Genomic DNA, 14,931 nt, shown 5'->3' with positions numbered 1-14,931 from the left:
AGAAGACAGATTCCATGCGCATTCTTATTACCGGTTCGATGGGCTATGTCGGCCCCATTTTGACGCGTCACCTCCGCCGGAAATTTCCGGATGCCGAACTGATCGGCTTCGACACCGCGTTCTTTGCCCACAATCTGACCGGAACGAGCCGGCTGCCCGAGTCGCTGCTGGACCGCGCGCATTTCGGCGACATCAGAAGCTTCCCGCCGGAACTGCTCGACGGTGTCGATGTCGTCGTCCATCTCGCAGCGATTTCCAACGACCCGATGGGCAAGGAATTCGAAGGCGTCACCGAAGCGATCAACGAAAAGGCTAGCGTTGCGCTGGCGCAGATGGCGGAACAGCGCGGCGTCAGCCGCTTCGTGTTCGCCTCGAGCTGCAGCATTTACGGCGCCGCGGAAGGCCATCCCAAGCGCGAAAGCGACTCGCTCAATCCCCTCACCGCCTATGCGCGGTCCAAGGTCGCAATGGAGAACGCGCTGCGCGCGAACAACGCCGGCGAAATGACCGTCACCTGCCTGCGATTTGCGACCGCTTGCGGCATGTCGGACCGGCTGCGGCTCGATCTGGTCCTCAATGACTTCGTCGCCAGTGCGCTGGCGACCGGCGAGATTACCGTGCTCAGCGACGGTACGCCCTGGCGGCCGCTGATCGACGTTGCCGACATGGCGCGGGCCATTGAATGGGCAATCGGACGCGACGCCGATCAGGGCGGACGAGTCCTCGTGGTCAATGCCGGCAGCAACGACGGAAATTATCAGGTCCGCGATCTGGCAAACGTCGTGGCTGCCGAATTGCCGGGAACCAGGGTGAGCATCAACACGGCGGCGCCGCCCGATTTGCGCTCCTATCAGGTCGATTTCTCGCTGTTTGCCAAACTGGCCCCGGCGCATCTGCCGGCCGTTCCGCTCGCTCAGTCGGTCCGGAACCTCCATGCCGGCTTGAACGGAATGAGATTCTCGGACAAGGAGTTTCGTTCATCCTCGCTGATGCGGCTCAAGACGCTCAAGGATCACATTGCGGCAGGTCGCCTCTCCGCCGACCTGCGCTGGCAATAATCTGAAAGGCTGACATCGTGAAGTTTCATCCTACGCCGCTTCATGGCGCCTACACGATCGAACTCGAAAAGCGCGGTGACGATCGGGGATTTTTCGCCCGCTTCTTCTGCCAGAAGGAATTCGAAGCGGCCGGCGTGCCGATGTCGATCGTTCAGATCAACAACTCCCTGAGTGCGAAGGCCGGCACCCTGCGCGGCATGCATTACCAGCTGGCGCCGGCTGCAGAGATCAAGGTGGTGCGTTGCATCCGCGGCGCGCTCTATGATGCTATCGTCGACCTGCGGCCGGACTCGCCGACCTTCGGCAAATGGTTCGGCGTCGAACTCACCGCGGAAAACCGCACGATGATTGTCGTTCCGCAGGGCTTTGCGCACGGCCTCATGACGCTCACCGACGACACCGAAGCGTTCTATCTGGTGAACGCGTTCTATTCGCCCGAGCAGGAGCGCGGCTTGCGCTTCGACGATCCGCGATTTGGCATCAAGTGGCCGCGCGAGCCCGCGGAAATTTCGCCCAAGGACCAGAGCTGGCCGGATTTCGATCCCGCCTTCCACGGTATCGAAGCCTTGCGGGGCCTGATGTGAGAGTCCTTCTGACCGGAGGCAGCTCGTTTACCGGCCTGTGGTTTGCGCGCAGCCTTGCCGCAAAAGGCCACACCGTCGTCGCGCCGCTGAGGGGGAGCAATTATTCGGACCTGCGCGGCCGTCGCGTCACCGAGCTGCGCCGTGTGGCTGAAGTCATCGAGGACTGCCCGTTCGGCTCGGCCCGCTTTCTCGATCTTGCCGGCACCGGCTCATGGGACGTGCTGTGCCAGCATGCGGCCCAGACCGGCGATTATCGCAGTCCGGACTTCGACGTCATCGGCGCCGTCACCGACAATACAAAAAACCTTGCCGCGGTCCTGAAGAAGATGACGGACGGTGGGCTCAAGGGCGTCGTGCTCACGGGCTCGGTATTCGAACAGGACGAAGGCGCCGGCGATGCCCCGCTCAGGGCTTTCTCACCCTATGGGCTGTCGAAGGGTCTCACCTGGCAATATTATCGCTTCCTCAGCGAAACCCTGCATTTCAATCTCGGGAAGTTCGTGATCGCGAACCCTTTCGGCCCCTTCGAGGAGCCGCGCTTCTGCAGCTATTTGATCCGCTCCTGGTTCAAGGGCGACGTTCCGACGGTGCGGACACCTCTCTATGTACGGGACAACGTTCATGTCGATTTGCTGGCGCGGGCCTACGCCGCTTTCGCCGAGAGCGTGCCTTTGCGTCAGGGCACCACGAGGCTCAATCCCAGCTACTATGTCGAGAGCCAGGGCGCCTTCGCGCAGCGCTTCGCCACCGAGATGTCATCCCGCCTAGAGGTCGCCTGCCCCGTGACGCTGCTGCAGCAGGAGGAATTCACCGAGCCGATGGTCCGGATCAATACCGATCGGATTGACGGGGGGAAGTTCGGCTGGAGCGAGGCAGCGGCGTGGGATAGCGAGGCTGAATTCTATCAGCAGGCCGCCGGATAGCTGCGAAAATCGCGGACAGCAGACCTAAGCGGCCGCGGCCGATCCGCTATCTGCTCTGGCTCTGACAACCTTGCCGACACGTCTGGGCCCGGCTGTCGCAGGCGCTCTGGCAGGGAGCGCCGAGCGTGGTCGGGCAGACCCGCTTGCAGGCATCGTTCTGGCTGGCGCAATTGGCGAAGCAGGCGTCAGACGCGGCATCGGCCAGGCGCAATTTGCCGATTGACACGTTACTTTGACCGGCGACGGCGCTTCCAATCAGGGCCAGAAACAATGCGGCAGATAGCGCGAGCTTCATGGGAGCCTCCGACGATTTTCGCGACGGCAAATCGTTATGCCCGGCGACGGCGAGGGCTTTCGCTTCCGCCGCCTTCTTGCTTGCCAATCACGAACTCCTCGATCTTGTGACCGGTCTTCAGCGCGGCCGTCAGCCAGCGCGGCTGTTTCCCGCGACCCGACCAGGTTTCGGAAGGCTCGTCGGGATTTCGGTATTTGGGAAATACCCGCGGATATTTGCGACGCTCGCGTGGGGCTCGCTGCGGATCGGCGGTTTCGGTCTGGCGCATTTCCTTCTCGCGCCGAAGTTGCGCCAGGCGTTTTTCAAGCTCGCGCTTTTCCGAGGTCAATCGAACCGAGAGCACCTGACTCAGCTCCTCGTGGAGCTGCCATAACTCGTCTACCGACATTCCATCGAAATTTGGCTTCTTGTTCATCCCGCCCGCGACCATCACGATTCGAAGTGAACTATAAATCCCGCGCCGGGCCTTTCCAGCAAAATTGTAGGATTAGGGGAAAATCTCCGCAAGATACGGGTCTGCGCGGTATTTGACATAAGTAGTTCAAATATCTGCAAAATCCTCAACCAGGCCCAAAACCTCAACGGACTCCCTGACGTTCGCCAGACAAGCGGGCGGCCACAAAGCTCCAGATCACGAAATTTCCGGGGGAAGCCACAACCTTTGGTTTGGTTCCGTAGAGATTCCCTCGATCAGTAAGCGTTGCGCTTACGCAGCACCTCAAAGAAAGTCTTGATCAGGATCTGGACGTCGAGCCACAAGCTCCAGTTGTTGATGTACCAGAGATCGAGCTTTACGCGCTCGGAAATGTGCTCGATCGTGGGTGTACCGCCCCGCGCGCCATTGCATTGCGCCCACCCGGTCATGCCGGGTTTGACGTGATGCCGGAACGCATATTCGCTCAGCACCGTCTCGAAATAATTGTCGTGCGCGAGCGCGTGCGGGCGCGGGCCGATCAGCGACATGTCGCCTTTGAGGACATTCAAGAGCTGCGGCAATTCATCGATACTAGCCGACCGCAGCAGCCGGCCAATGGACGTGACGCGCGGATCGTCACGCGTCGCCTGCACCACGGAGGGTCCGTTTTCCTGGACGGTCATGGTGCGGAATTTCAGCATCATGAACTGCTTGCCATTAAATCCCTTGCGGAACTGCCGGAAAATAACCGGTCCGGGACTGTCAAGCTTGATGGCCATAGCCGTGAGCGCCATGATCGGCAGAAAGAACACCAGCGCCAGCACCGCGATAACGACGTCCATCACGCGCTTGACGAAGCGTTCAGCCGCACTCAGCGGCGCACGTTGAATCTCGATAGCCAACACGCGCTGCCGCGCCGACGACGCATAATGCGTCAGGGTTCGAACTCTGATGTCGGGCAAGAGCCGCACCGCCACGGGAAGCGTCTTGACGTGCTCGCGGATGAACTCCAGCCGGCCCGCGTCCTCCCAAGGCATTGCGAGCATCACCTCCCCGCAATTGTTGCGCCTGACGAAGTTTGCGGCCGCGTTAATCACCGCAACATCGGTCGCCTCCCGCGCCTTCGGATCGTCCTCGGCGCTGAGCGTGAAGCGGCTGACCTCGGCGGTGCCGAAGAATACCAGGAGATCCCGCGGCTCCAGCGCGGCGATCTCGTTGAGATCGCCGATCAGCACGATGTCGCGCCGGCCAATCACGCCGTGCGAAACCGCTGACGCGAGGACAACCTTGGTCCCCTTCCTGACGGCAAGCAGTCCGACCGGCGCGACGAAATAAAACACGACAAAGGCGCCGCGCGAATAATCGACGCCGACCTTGAGCAGAAACGCGAAGAACGCGAGCAGCAGCCCCGTCGTAAACCAGCAGATCAGTATCTGGCCGATCTCGACGCGCGGCTTGGCGCTGTCGGGAAAATCATAATAGCCGCTTCCGCTCATGCGCAGGATATGGATGAAGCTCGCGAGCAGCCCGACGGCGCAATGCGGAAGAATATTCGGCACGTCGTTGCCGATGGACAGTTGATAGAGGATGCCCCCCGCCAAGCTGGACAACAGGATCACGAAGGCATCCGCAGTCGACAAAATGTAGGGAACTGCGTTGCTTGAGAACCGAGCGGGAGGACCGCCAGCGGATTGGTCGAGCCGGCCTACCTTGTCGCCAAAATCCGCTCCGATCGACATGAGAAAATGCCCGCGCAGTATCACTGATACCAACTGTCCGATTATGGCGTTAGGACCATAAACCGGCTGGCCTTCAAAGGCCCTGGTAACTCTTCGTTAATATCGAGAACCATACACTTGGCGGGAGTGCGACGCAACATTTAATAAGTATTTGAATACGCTTTTAACCGTATTCTGAAAACGAGAAGACACATGCTGCCCATCCTCGCCTGCGGTGCCGGCATCTATGTGGGGCTTCATTTTAACGTCCTGGCGCTGCTCCCGCTCTCCGTCCTGGGCGCCGGCGCGTACATCATTTCGGCATGGGCCAATGGCCAGGGCATGCTGGACGGCCTGGCCGCCGTTGCGCTTCCCATTATCGCCGTTCAGCTGGGCTATTTCCTGGGGTTAACGACCCGGCCGGCTTATCTGCATCTGCGGTCCCGGTTCAATATTCGGCACTCAGAACGGGCATAATTCCACGCTACGATTTAAACGTGGATTTATCGGGATTCCGCGGCCGTCAGTGCTAACGCACCTTGCCGGCGAAATGCTGGTTGAAGGCTTCCTGAATGGCATCGAGCCCGCCAAGCTGGCGTTCGAGCTCCTGCGTGCGTTGCTCGCCGCTTGCCATCTGCTGCTCATATTCCTTGATCCGGGCGGCATCCTTGGCGTCGCGCGTCAGATACTCGTCGTAATCCGTGCCGGTCGCGAACGCCGCCTGATCGCGCGCCGCATCAACCCGTGCCCGCAACGCATCCCGCTCCTTCCGGATCGAAGCGATCGCGGTCTCGATCGCGGCCGAAATCGAACTAAGCCGTTCGCTGTCGGTCTCGGCATCGCGCGCTGCGGAGCGAACCTTGAAAGCTCGTGCCATATCGAAGTCTCCTTGAGCGTACCGGTTCGCTGCACTGCCTGCTGAACCAGCGGACCGCCCGATCAGCGGCGGCAAAGAAGCTTTGCGCAGCCTATCGAACCGCTGCATGATCAACAACGTTGCATTTTCCCGAAAATCCGGAAGTCTGGATTTCCGGATGATTCGTATTTTTCGGATTAGCGACGACCGTGCAAGCGTGTAGGCTTGCCAAGCATCTGCCGAGGTGACGACCGGACAGCCGCAAGATGAGATTTCGAGACACCTTGAAATTTGCTCTTGAACTGGTTCTGCCTGAAAGGCTCACGCACCCAGGCGGCAGTCCCGCGTCCGATCCGAAACCGGAAGCGTCGCAGAACGCCGCGGCGGGTCCCGCCGAGCACACCGAACAGACCGGTAAGGCCCGCCGCCTCATCGAGGAACTGGACCACGGCAAGTTCGGCGGCCCTTCCTTTGGTCCGCAAACGATCGAGCTGATGTCGCGGGCTCTCGAAGACGCCGAGGCCTCGCTGCCTGAAGGCGCATCGGACCACCAGCTTCGATTGCTCGCCGCGACCGTTTTGAAGGTAGCGGGCGACGGCGAGCGAGATCCGATCCGCCTGAAGGCTGCGGCGATGTCTGCCCTGGAGATGGTCGCCGATACGGACGACGACAAGCCGCCATCCGCCTGACGGCAGCGCCGCCGACGCATTCGAAAGGTTATCCTCTTGACGGGGCGGAGTGATTTGCCACTCAAGCAGATGGCAAGCTATAAGCGGGCCGACCGATTATCCGATCGTCTCGCCCGCCCTGCCTGGGGACAATCAAAGTGGTTCATCGCGAAGCTCCTAAATCGATCCTGGTTCATTTGCTGTTTGGACTGAGGAAACTGCTCGGCGTCGCGACGCTCGCCCTGATCATCGTTCTCGTGGGGCCGAAGCTGTTTGTCCTGTTCGACAATCCAAAGAACGCAACGGTGCCGGCTAAGCTGTTCGAGGCGCGCGAATATGTTCTCAGCAAATCGGTTCCGGTGCTGCATCGCTACGTGCCGACCAACATCGCCGGCAGCGATCGGTCCGACTGGATTCTGATCGGTCTCGCCATTGTCATCACGATCTTCTCGGGCGCACTCGCCGAGCGCGCGCAGACCGCTCAGAACCGGCGGCTCCTACGAAAGTCGGCGCAGGCCTGGCGGCGCAAAGAGGGCGTGAAGCCGGGCTCCAAGCTGGACGCCGAACTGGAAACCACGCTGCGAATGGCGGAAAGCGGCAAGGCCGTGAACCGTCAGGAGCTGCTCAGGGTATTTGCCGAAACCAAGAAGAAGCTCGATACGTTCGGCCGCGAAGTCGCCTTCCTCGCCATCGACGTGGTCGGATCGGCGGGAATGAAGGCCGGCGAAGACCCCGCTTCCATCCAATATGATTTCGAAGAATATCGAAAGCTCGTGGAGAGCATCTTCCGCGCCAGAGGCGTATTGAAGACAGCATGGACGCCCGACGGCGTGATGGCGTGCTTCGCCCATGTCGAGGACGCCTGCCAGTCCGGCAAGGACGTCATCAAGAGCCTCAAGGTTTTCAACAGCGAAGTGAAGCTCTCGAAGGCGGACTTCGCGGTTCGCTGCGGCGTGAATGCGGGGCTCGTCTACTTCGACGACTCTACGCCGCTCGAAACGATCTCCGACCGTGTCATCGATGTCGCCGGGCACATGCAGAAGAATGCCGAGCCCAATACGGTGCTGGTGGCGCGCAAGATCATCGAGCCGCTGCGGCAGCTCGAGGAGTTCACCCACACCTCGCAGGTCATCGACGGTTACGAGGCCAGCGTCTGGCGCAACACCCCTTCCAGCTAGGTCACACGGCGAAGCCTGTTCGGTTTTCGGGACGTTCAGGTGTCGGTTCGATCTTGCTGGAATATTGCCGATTGGATGCTTTGATTTTCATCCATGGCGAATAGATCGCGCGTTTAAATATTTGTCGTCCAGCTGTCATACACCCCAACCATAGTCCGCGCGCCGCTCGTGCGAGTAAAACGCGAGCGACGCAAAGAAACGACGGATCAATGCGATCCATTTAACAGGCTTGGGGTTTCCGATGAAAAATTTGCTTCGCGCCGCGGCGGCGCTTGGTTTCTTGGGCGCAGCAGTCGTGCCTTCTCACGCGATCGTCGTCGGTACGGCGGAAAGCTCGAACAGCATACCGTTCGACACGTACCTGGGTGGATCCACCTATCAACAGGTGTATGCGGGGCTGAGCTCCATAAATATCAACTCGCTCACCTTCTATAATTCGAAGACGCCGGGCGGCACCCCGGCGACGGGTCAGTTCCAGCTCTACCTGTCTTACGTATCTGCTTCCACCAGCATCGCAAATTTCGACGCAACCAATGTTGCCTTCCCCAACCCATCGTCCCTGGTTTACTCGGGCGCGCTTCCTGCGCTGGCAAATGGAAAGCTCGAATTCGCGCTCTCGCAGGCGTTCAACTACAATCCGGCTAACGGATATCTGATGTTGACGGTTTACAATCCCAGCCTGTCGGGAGATGGAAATCTGTTTCTCGACGTCGATGCGAACAATCCGCAGACGAACGGGCGTTTTTCCGCTTACCCCTACCAGGCGTTCAATCAAGGCCTTGTAACGGGATTCAACGAGCAGGTCTCGGCCGTTCCGGAGCCTTCGACTTGGGCAATGATGGTACTGGGCTTTGCCGGTGTCGGCTTCCTGGCCTATCGCCGCCGCAACCAGATCTCGTGTCAAGCAGCCTGATCGGCGAGGCGAGCGATTTAATAAGGCCGCCTTCGGGCGGCCTTTTCGTTTTCCACGGGGTCTCGCAGACGAGGGACAGCGGCCCTGGCGGAAAATCTGCATGTGCTGACGCGCGAAACCGCCCTGATATTTGAAATGGCGCCAAAACGACCGAAGGCGGCTATAAAACGGGTAGGACCGGTGTCTGATTTTGGGACACTATCTGAATAAAAGGATCAACTCACGTTCAAAGTAACCTTCTGAAATTGCGGAAACTTCAGATTCTGCAGCAGTTGACTGGCCCGACATTATATCCTAACTTTAAACATTAATTGATTAATTCCATTTCCTACGGTGGCGGCCGTGGATACCAAACTCAGCACCGAATTGAGACGACTGCGATTCGCCCTCGAGGCGGTTTCTGCGGACCTCGACGTGATCGAGCAAAGGCCGCATCCTTCCCTGCGTTTAGCGGCCGAGAATCTCGAACGAGAACGACGGGACGGACTGGAAACGTGCGTCAATCATTTTGTTTTTGCCGTACAGCGTGGCGTTCTGCGTTAAATCCAGCGGCGGCCGCCAGCTGGGCCACGCGATCGTCACGTTTAGGCGATAATGTCGTGGGACATGGAGCAAGCCCATCTATATGGGATTGCCGTTATATGCCATTACCGGTTCCATTGTTACGTTGTGACCCAACCGGCCGATGGGCTATGCTTCACTTCTAGTGGTATTGGTTGAGAATGATATTAATGTCGGTCAACGTTCAAAAAGCCTATTTCGAACTTCAACAGCTTCGTAAAGAAGTTCGGAAAGCAGAACGCGAATTAATCCGGTGTTTTGCGCGTGCACCCGGCCGTTCCGCCCGAGCTGCCGGCGCGACTATCCCCCACGCCTCGCAGACGACGGCCCCATCGCAAATGTGCGTCCTGAAACGGGCGCTGAACTGATCGCAAAGGCCTCGGCCGACGGCCGACGATTCTGAGCGTTTCCTTCCCGCGATTAGGGGCCGTCATTCGGCGGGCTTTAGAGTTTAAACGCTTAATCCTGCGCACGAAAAACCGCGGCGCCCGTACATTTACGGCACCGTACATTTACCATGCATCGAAGTCGCGTGCGGTTTCCACGGTAATCTCCGAAAAATCCATTTAAATCAATTGTCTGAATTATAGCTGCGGGCTAAAACACCTATGATTTCAATCGTGCCGTCGGATGGATTGGCGATGGGGCGGCATCTCGGTTGTTTTTTCGTGTCGCGGGGAACGATGCGATCGTTTTTAGAAAGCAAGTATGCATCACCCTCGCAGAGAGCATTTCAGCCACTCGACGCCTGTTCGAAGCTTCGTTTTCGTGGTTGGCACCCGCCCCGAAGTCATCAAGGTAGCCCCCATCATCCGCCGCTTGCGGCAAGTTGAATGGGCGATGGTTCGCGTGGTGACGTCCGGCCAGCAGAGCGACCTTCTCGACAGCACCCTGGCCGAATTCGACCTGCGCCCGGACCTCTCCATCCGGCACCGGAGCCATTGTCACACGCCGGCGGCGCTCGCCAGCCTGCTGATCGGCCGCCTGGACCGATATTTCGGACAAGTCCGGCCGGACTGCGTTCTGGCACAGGGCGACACGACAACCGCTTATGCATCGTCGATTGCGGCGTTCTACCGCAAAATTCCCTTTGTGCATGTGGAAGCCGGACTGCGCACTCCGAGCCTTGATGCGCCCTTCCCCGAGGAATTCCATCGCCGTTCCATCGCCGTATCAACTTCGCTGCACTGCGCGCCCACTTCGGCCGCCGCGCAGAACCTGGTGCGCGAAAACATTGCGCGCGAGAAGATCCTCGTATCCGGAAATACGGTGATCGATTCGCTGCTGGAAGTCGCGGCCTCGAAGCCGGCGCGGCCCGCCGACTTTCCCCGCCTGCGGACCATCCTTCTCACGGCGCACCGGCGCGAGAATTTCGGCGCCCCGCTGCGCGACGCCTTCACGGCGATCCGGGCCTTTGTCGACCTCACGCCCGACACCGCGGTGTATTTTCCCGTTCACCCCAATCCGAACGCGCGCGAGACGGCCATCGAGATTCTTTCGGGGCACCCCAGAATCAGGCTGGTCGACCCGCTCGGCTATGGCGACGTCGTCGCCGCGATCCAGAACGCCTGGTGCGTGGTGACCGACAGCGGCGGCCTCCAGGAAGAGGCGCCTGCGCTCGGCAAGCCCGTTCTGGTGTTACGCGACGTGACGGAACGGCCCGAGGCAGTGGCATCGGGGGTCGTGGAGCTGGTTGGCACGTCCCGCGATGCGGTGTTCGGCGCCCTGTTCGAGCTGAACAAGAACAGCGCGAAATATGCCCGCATGGCCCGGCCGGTGTTTCCCTACGGCGATGGCCACGCCAGCAAGCGGATCGTCGAGGCGCTCTACCGGAAATTCGTCCTGCCGCCGCAAATGCATTCCGCCGAAATCGTTCAGCTTCAGCACGCGTCCTAGCTCATGACACAAGTCGCCTCCTTCATCTTCCAGTACCTCTATGTCGTCGAGATCATGATGCTGATCGCGGCCGTGATCATCACGATCTCAAGCATCGACGATCTCTTCGTCGACCTGCTGTACTGGAGCAGCAGGCTGATTGGCACCGCGGACGCTAAGTCCAAGGAGCTGCCGAGCGTGGAGATCCTCGAGCAACTGCCCGAGCGACCGATCGCCATCATGGTGCCTTGCTGGAAGGAGCATGACGTCATTTTTTCGATGCTGTCGTCGAATTCGCGGCTCGTGCGCTACGAGCATGCGCATTACTTCGTCGGCGTCTATCTGAACGATCCACTGACCCAAGCCGAGGTGCGCAGGGCGCAGGCGCTCTACAAGAACATTCACATGGTGCTGGTGCCGCATGATGGCCCGACCAGCAAGGCCGACTGCCTGAACCAGACCATCTCCGACATCTTCATGTTCGAGGCCGAGCGGAACATCCAGTTCGCGGGAATCGTGATGCACGATTCCGAGGACCTCATTCATCCGCTGGAGCTCAAGCTCTTCAACAAGCTGGTCGACCTCTACGATTTCATCCAGCTGCCGGTCTACTCGTTTTCGCGGCCGATCACCTCGCTGATCGCGGGGCTCTACATGGACGAGTTCGCCGAGATGCACACCAAGGACCTCGAGGTCCGGCAGCGAATCAGCGGCGTCATTCCTTGCGCCGGCGTCTCGGCCTGCTTCAGCCGCGAGGCGATCCAGCATCTCAACGACCAGAATCAGGGCGAGGCCTTCCGTACCTCCGCGTTCACGGAAGACTACGACATCGCGTTCCGCGTCTCCGAGCTCGGGTTCAAGTCCGCCTTCATCACCTATCCGGCGAGCTACGCGATCGACATCGATATCGACCGCGGCAATCCGGGCATTCTGCACCGGACGCTTCCGGTGGCGACGCGCGAATTCTTTCCGTCAGGCCTCGAGGCCGCCTATCGCCAGCGTGCGCGCTGGCTGCTCGGCATCGTCTTCCAGGGCGCCCAGGAGCACGGCTGGAAAGGTTCGCTCGGCACCAAGTATTTCCTGGCGCGCGACCGAAAGGGCGTGATCACCAGCCCTGCAGTCATGCTGGCCTATTTTGCGCTCGCCAATCTCACGATCTTCGAACTCTATCGGGCGGCGTTCGATCCCGAGAAGCAGTTCGTCTATTCGCTGTTGAACCAGGACTGGGCGATGTGGCTGTTCTTTTTGAACTTCCTGTTTCTGGTCTGGCGCCTGTTCAACCGGATGACGTTCACCGGCATGATTTACAATCTGCGCCACGCGCTGATGGCCGCGCCGCGGCTTGTCGTCGGCAATTTCGTCAACTTCTTCGCCACCTGGCGCGCCGTGCGCATCTATCTGAGCCACCGGATCTCCGGCACGGCTCTGGTGTGGGACAAGACATCCCATTCCTACCCGGTGCATATGGGGGATCTCACCCTGCCACGGCCGGCGGTGGCCGCCGATGGTGCGGCAGCCGAATAGCCATGGCGTTGCCAAACGAAAGCCTGCCCCGGACTTGATCCGGGATGGATACCGGTTTCGCACCAGGAAATCTCGTCAGAACGAGAAACCGAAGCCTGGTTCTGATTCGATCAGAACCGGAAAGGCGCTAGGCCGCCAGCACGGTCTGGCGTTCGGGCTGATGATTTTCGGCCGGGCTCGGACCAAGGATGAGACGCGCAAACGAACGTGTTCCGAGGAATGCCGCGCAGATCACGATCGCCACGAGTTGGAGGCAGGGGTAGAGAATAACCGCCCCGAGAACGAGCCAGCCTGCGGCGATGGCGAGGAAGTCACTAGTCCTCGAGCCCTTTGTCCCGGCGGGATCGAGGCCCCGGTCGAGCGCACTACAGATCGCGTCGAAGCCGTCAATCGCATCTCTGCTCGAGGAACTAGCCAGATCACGTGAAAACATCAAACACCCCCAAGAAGCCTCTCGCGGGCTCTCGGGGGGAATTTGGCCGGCGGACTATTGCCCGCGGCTCAAACCGACCGTTACAGTTTTATCGAACTCGGCGTTTTTGGAAACCTGACCCGCGCCTCTCCTCACATCAGTAACTTCGCCCTAATAAATTCCGTAGAATTTGCTTTTTTGGAAAAATTGGCGGTCAAGGGCGCCATCCGTCCGAAGCTCCGGACTCGGCTGATCCCGTCTAATCCGATGTCGGCCAGCCGTTGTTTTCATTCACTTTTTCCTAATCCGTCTCAATAGTAACTTACGCCAACCCGTGCTGCCGTGTCGGGTACCAGGATGGTGTTTTATTGAGAGCCGGATTTCCGTATCGCGGAGCACCAGATTCGAAGCTTCCAGATCGCCGCCACAAACGACTTCGCTTCTTGCCGTTTTGTGGCTCCGATTTGCCAGCTCCGTACGAGAGCCGGCTCCCAACAAATTGCAGACGAGCTTGGACGGCCCTGATTTAAACGGGCTCGTTTCCCTGGAATTCATTAATCGATCGGCTGCGTCGCAAGTTCGCCGCTGGGCCACCGCAGCGCGCCATTGCAGATGCAAAGTTGGATATGGCCTGCTCCAGACCTTTGCTGTCGGGTGACGAATCCTCGCTTGCGATCCGCAGCGACCAGTGAGGCCTGCGTTCGATCTGATCAAGATCTTCTGAGAGGGCCAGAACTGCCCGCTGCAACGCTTGAAGATCGTTTAGTAGATCTTGTGAACCGCGCACACATGACTCCTAAATGTGACCCAAGCGCCGCCCATCTCAGCTGAGAATACGCAGGTCTTCCATCGTCTTGCCTGTCGCGAGCAAGCTACTGACCCATTTCGGCGGCCTGCCGCGACCGGACCAAGTCTGAGAGGGCTCATCCGGGTTCTGAAACTTCGGATGCAAATTGGAACGCCTTCGCAATTCCACGAGCCGTGCTTCAATCACGCTCTTCTCTGCTTGCAATTTCCTCGCTAGCAAGTAGCCGATCTGCTCATGGATGGCCCAGAGTTCATCAGTCTGAAGAGATTCGAAATTAACATGAGCCATCGTCCGCTCTCCCGCCGCGGAGCAAGATATGATGATGCAGTAAAAAGGGCCCCAGCGGAGCCCTTTTCCAGCAGATAATAGAATTACACGATACGAAGTGTTGTGCCGTAGGAGCGACGGCGATATGCGATGAAGCCGACGCCTGCAAAGCCAAGGATCATCATGGCCCAGGTCGACGGCTCGGGGACGGCCGGAGCAATGGCTGCAGCGTCAAGCCGGATCTGCTCAATTGAATCGAAATTTCCACCTATGGCGGTGAAGGTGCCGGACCTGATCAATTGATTATTTGTTGCAGTTACAAGGAAGAAATTACTACCGTTTGTCAGGTTAAAGAGGGTCTCCGAGCTGCCCGCTAGAGCGTCGACAAAGCCCGAGAATTGCACTTGGGTTGCCGTATCGGTACGGATATTGAATAGCAGGCTGGTGAAACCTGTAGCCGCTCCCGAAGCCGCAAAACTGAGATCGTCGAAAACGCCCCCTCCGGTAGTTCCGGCTTGAATGACTGCCTGTCCTTGCGGACCGGTAGAGAGAATATCACCGCTGGTAAATGTGATCAGTTGGGGCCCATTCGCTCCATTCCCGTATCCGAGAATCTCTCCACCGGGAGCGACGTTGGTATATACGTCTTTAAAGAGGACGTTGTAATCGAAAGAGCCGTTGCCGTTCACGCTTGTAATCACGAGATCGGCTTTAACTGGTGAGCTTAAGGTAAGTGAGATTGCCCCGACGGCCGCCAGAACCGCGCCTCGAACAAAATTGTTAAACATGAGAAAACTCCACATCGTGCTGGTTGAAAGGCAATAAGACGGCTTTTTAATCTATTAATCGAACATTAAAGTTCTCGCCCGGCCTTGG

The 14,931-nt window shown here is 59.0% G+C and carries 17 protein-coding genes; 10 read left to right on the top strand and 7 right to left on the bottom strand.

Annotated elements, in window-relative coordinates; all coding sequences use genetic code 11:
• Nucleotides 1–14: 14 nt before the first annotated feature.
• The 3 genes from QA643_RS10660 to QA643_RS10650 are packed head-to-tail and all read left to right on the top strand — an operon-like array spanning nt 15 to nt 2,565.
• Nucleotides 15–1,058, top strand: coding sequence for an SDR family oxidoreductase (locus QA643_RS10660; RefSeq protein WP_283033120.1), 1,044 nt, complete (start codon nt 15–17; stop codon nt 1,056–1,058).
• Between the two features lie 17 nt (nt 1,059–1,075).
• On the top strand, nt 1,076–1,642 hold the full coding sequence (gene rfbC / locus QA643_RS10655) for a dTDP-4-dehydrorhamnose 3,5-epimerase (protein WP_283033119.1): 567 nt from the start codon (nt 1,076–1,078) through the stop codon (nt 1,640–1,642).
• Complete coding sequence (locus QA643_RS10650) at nt 1,639–2,565, top strand: NAD(P)-dependent oxidoreductase (protein WP_283033118.1); 927 nt, start codon at nt 1,639–1,641, stop codon at nt 2,563–2,565. The genes rfbC and QA643_RS10650 overlap by 4 nt, the downstream gene beginning before the upstream one ends.
• 46 nt (nt 2,566–2,611) lie before the next feature.
• Here the strand turns inward: QA643_RS10650 and QA643_RS10645 are convergent, their stop codons facing one another.
• The 3 genes from QA643_RS10645 to QA643_RS10635 all read right to left on the bottom strand — a co-directional run bounded on the left by QA643_RS10645 (nt 2,612) and on the right by QA643_RS10635 (nt 4,894).
• On the bottom strand, nt 2,612–2,860 hold the full coding sequence (locus QA643_RS10645) for a hypothetical protein (protein ID WP_283033117.1): 249 nt from the start codon (nt 2,858–2,860) through the stop codon (nt 2,612–2,614).
• 34 nt (nt 2,861–2,894) lie between these two features.
• On the bottom strand, nt 2,895–3,275 hold the full coding sequence (locus QA643_RS10640; protein ID WP_283033116.1) for an H-NS histone family protein: 381 nt from the start codon (nt 3,273–3,275) through the stop codon (nt 2,895–2,897).
• Between the two features lie 275 nt (nt 3,276–3,550).
• Nucleotides 3,551–4,894, bottom strand: coding sequence for an undecaprenyl-phosphate glucose phosphotransferase (locus QA643_RS10635; protein WP_283033115.1), 1,344 nt, complete (start codon nt 4,892–4,894; stop codon nt 3,551–3,553).
• Between the two features lie 312 nt (nt 4,895–5,206).
• Between QA643_RS10635 and QA643_RS10630 the strand changes: the two genes are divergently transcribed.
• A complete protein-coding gene (locus QA643_RS10630; RefSeq protein WP_283033114.1) occupies nt 5,207–5,470 on the top strand; it encodes a hypothetical protein in 264 nt (87 codons plus the stop codon).
• A gap of 52 nt (nt 5,471–5,522) precedes the next feature.
• On the opposite strand, the gene QA643_RS10625 is transcribed toward QA643_RS10630, so the two are convergent.
• Nucleotides 5,523–5,870 carry a hypothetical protein gene (locus tag QA643_RS10625; protein WP_283033113.1) on the bottom strand — a complete coding sequence of 116 codons (348 nt, stop codon included), beginning with the start codon at nt 5,868–5,870 and terminating at the stop codon, nt 5,523–5,525.
• A gap of 263 nt (nt 5,871–6,133) precedes the next feature.
• Between QA643_RS10625 and QA643_RS10620 the strand changes: the two genes are divergently transcribed.
• From QA643_RS10620 to QA643_RS10595, 6 genes are all read left to right on the top strand, one after another.
• A complete protein-coding gene (locus QA643_RS10620) occupies nt 6,134–6,538 on the top strand; it encodes a hypothetical protein (RefSeq protein ID WP_283033112.1) in 405 nt (134 codons plus the stop codon).
• Between the two features lie 137 nt (nt 6,539–6,675).
• A complete protein-coding gene (locus QA643_RS10615) occupies nt 6,676–7,695 on the top strand; it encodes a hypothetical protein (protein WP_283033111.1) in 1,020 nt (339 codons plus the stop codon).
• Between the two features lie 241 nt (nt 7,696–7,936).
• Nucleotides 7,937–8,608 carry a PEPxxWA-CTERM sorting domain-containing protein gene (locus QA643_RS10610; protein ID WP_283033110.1) on the top strand — a complete coding sequence of 224 codons (672 nt, stop codon included), beginning with the start codon at nt 7,937–7,939 and terminating at the stop codon, nt 8,606–8,608.
• A gap of 342 nt (nt 8,609–8,950) precedes the next feature.
• Nucleotides 8,951–9,151: a hypothetical protein gene (locus QA643_RS10605; RefSeq protein WP_283033109.1), complete on the top strand. Its 201-nt coding sequence runs from the start codon at nt 8,951–8,953 to the stop codon at nt 9,149–9,151.
• A gap of 786 nt (nt 9,152–9,937) precedes the next feature.
• Complete coding sequence (wecB, locus tag QA643_RS10600) at nt 9,938–11,065, top strand: UDP-N-acetylglucosamine 2-epimerase (non-hydrolyzing) (RefSeq protein WP_283033108.1); 1,128 nt, start codon at nt 9,938–9,940, stop codon at nt 11,063–11,065.
• A gap of 3 nt (nt 11,066–11,068) precedes the next feature.
• Nucleotides 11,069–12,568 carry a glycosyl transferase family protein gene (locus QA643_RS10595; protein WP_283033107.1) on the top strand — a complete coding sequence of 500 codons (1,500 nt, stop codon included), beginning with the start codon at nt 11,069–11,071 and terminating at the stop codon, nt 12,566–12,568.
• A 127-nt stretch (nt 12,569–12,695) separates the two neighbouring features.
• Here QA643_RS10595 and QA643_RS10590 read toward each other — a convergent pair whose 3' ends face one another.
• The 3 genes from QA643_RS10590 to QA643_RS10580 all read right to left on the bottom strand — a co-directional run bounded on the left by QA643_RS10590 (nt 12,696) and on the right by QA643_RS10580 (nt 14,843).
• Nucleotides 12,696–13,001 (bottom strand): hypothetical protein, encoded by a 306-nt coding sequence (locus QA643_RS10590; RefSeq protein ID WP_283033106.1) that lies wholly within the window; start codon nt 12,999–13,001, stop codon nt 12,696–12,698.
• 802 nt (nt 13,002–13,803) lie between these two features.
• On the bottom strand, nt 13,804–14,076 hold the full coding sequence (locus QA643_RS10585; RefSeq protein ID WP_283033105.1) for an H-NS family nucleoid-associated regulatory protein: 273 nt from the start codon (nt 14,074–14,076) through the stop codon (nt 13,804–13,806).
• Nucleotides 14,077–14,159: 83 nt separating this feature from the next.
• Entirely contained in the window at nt 14,160–14,843 is a 684-nt protein-coding gene (locus QA643_RS10580; RefSeq protein WP_283033104.1) for a PEPxxWA-CTERM sorting domain-containing protein, read from the bottom strand.
• Nucleotides 14,844–14,931 lie beyond the last annotated feature (88 nt).

Origin of the sequence: Bradyrhizobium sp. CB3481, assembly GCF_029714305.1 — a bacterium.
GTDB lineage: Bacteria > Pseudomonadota > Alphaproteobacteria > Rhizobiales > Xanthobacteraceae > Bradyrhizobium.
This window is presented reverse-complemented; position numbering and strand designations above follow the sequence as displayed.

What these genes read in the sequence shown, in the direction of transcription:
- QA643_RS10660 (WP_283033120.1), top strand. Translation starts at nt 15, where the DNA reads ATGCGCATTCTTATTACCGGTTCGATGGGCTATGTCGGCCCCATTTTG.
- QA643_RS10645 (WP_283033117.1), bottom strand. Translation starts at nt 2,860, where the DNA reads ATGAAGCTCGCGCTATCTGCCGCATTGTTTCTGGCCCTGATTGGAAGC.
- QA643_RS10640 (WP_283033116.1), bottom strand. Translation starts at nt 3,275, where the DNA reads ATGAACAAGAAGCCAAATTTCGATGGAATGTCGGTAGACGAGTTATGG.
- QA643_RS10630 (WP_283033114.1), top strand. Translation starts at nt 5,207, where the DNA reads ATGCTGCCCATCCTCGCCTGCGGTGCCGGCATCTATGTGGGGCTTCAT.
- QA643_RS10625 (WP_283033113.1), bottom strand. Translation starts at nt 5,870, where the DNA reads ATGGCACGAGCTTTCAAGGTTCGCTCCGCAGCGCGCGATGCCGAGACC.
- QA643_RS10610 (WP_283033110.1), top strand. Translation starts at nt 7,937, where the DNA reads ATGAAAAATTTGCTTCGCGCCGCGGCGGCGCTTGGTTTCTTGGGCGCA.
- QA643_RS10595 (WP_283033107.1), top strand. Translation starts at nt 11,069, where the DNA reads ATGACACAAGTCGCCTCCTTCATCTTCCAGTACCTCTATGTCGTCGAG.
- QA643_RS10590 (WP_283033106.1), bottom strand. Translation starts at nt 13,001, where the DNA reads ATGTTTTCACGTGATCTGGCTAGTTCCTCGAGCAGAGATGCGATTGAC.
- QA643_RS10585 (WP_283033105.1), bottom strand. Translation starts at nt 14,076, where the DNA reads ATGGCTCATGTTAATTTCGAATCTCTTCAGACTGATGAACTCTGGGCC.
- QA643_RS10580 (WP_283033104.1), bottom strand. Translation starts at nt 14,843, where the DNA reads ATGTTTAACAATTTTGTTCGAGGCGCGGTTCTGGCGGCCGTCGGGGCA.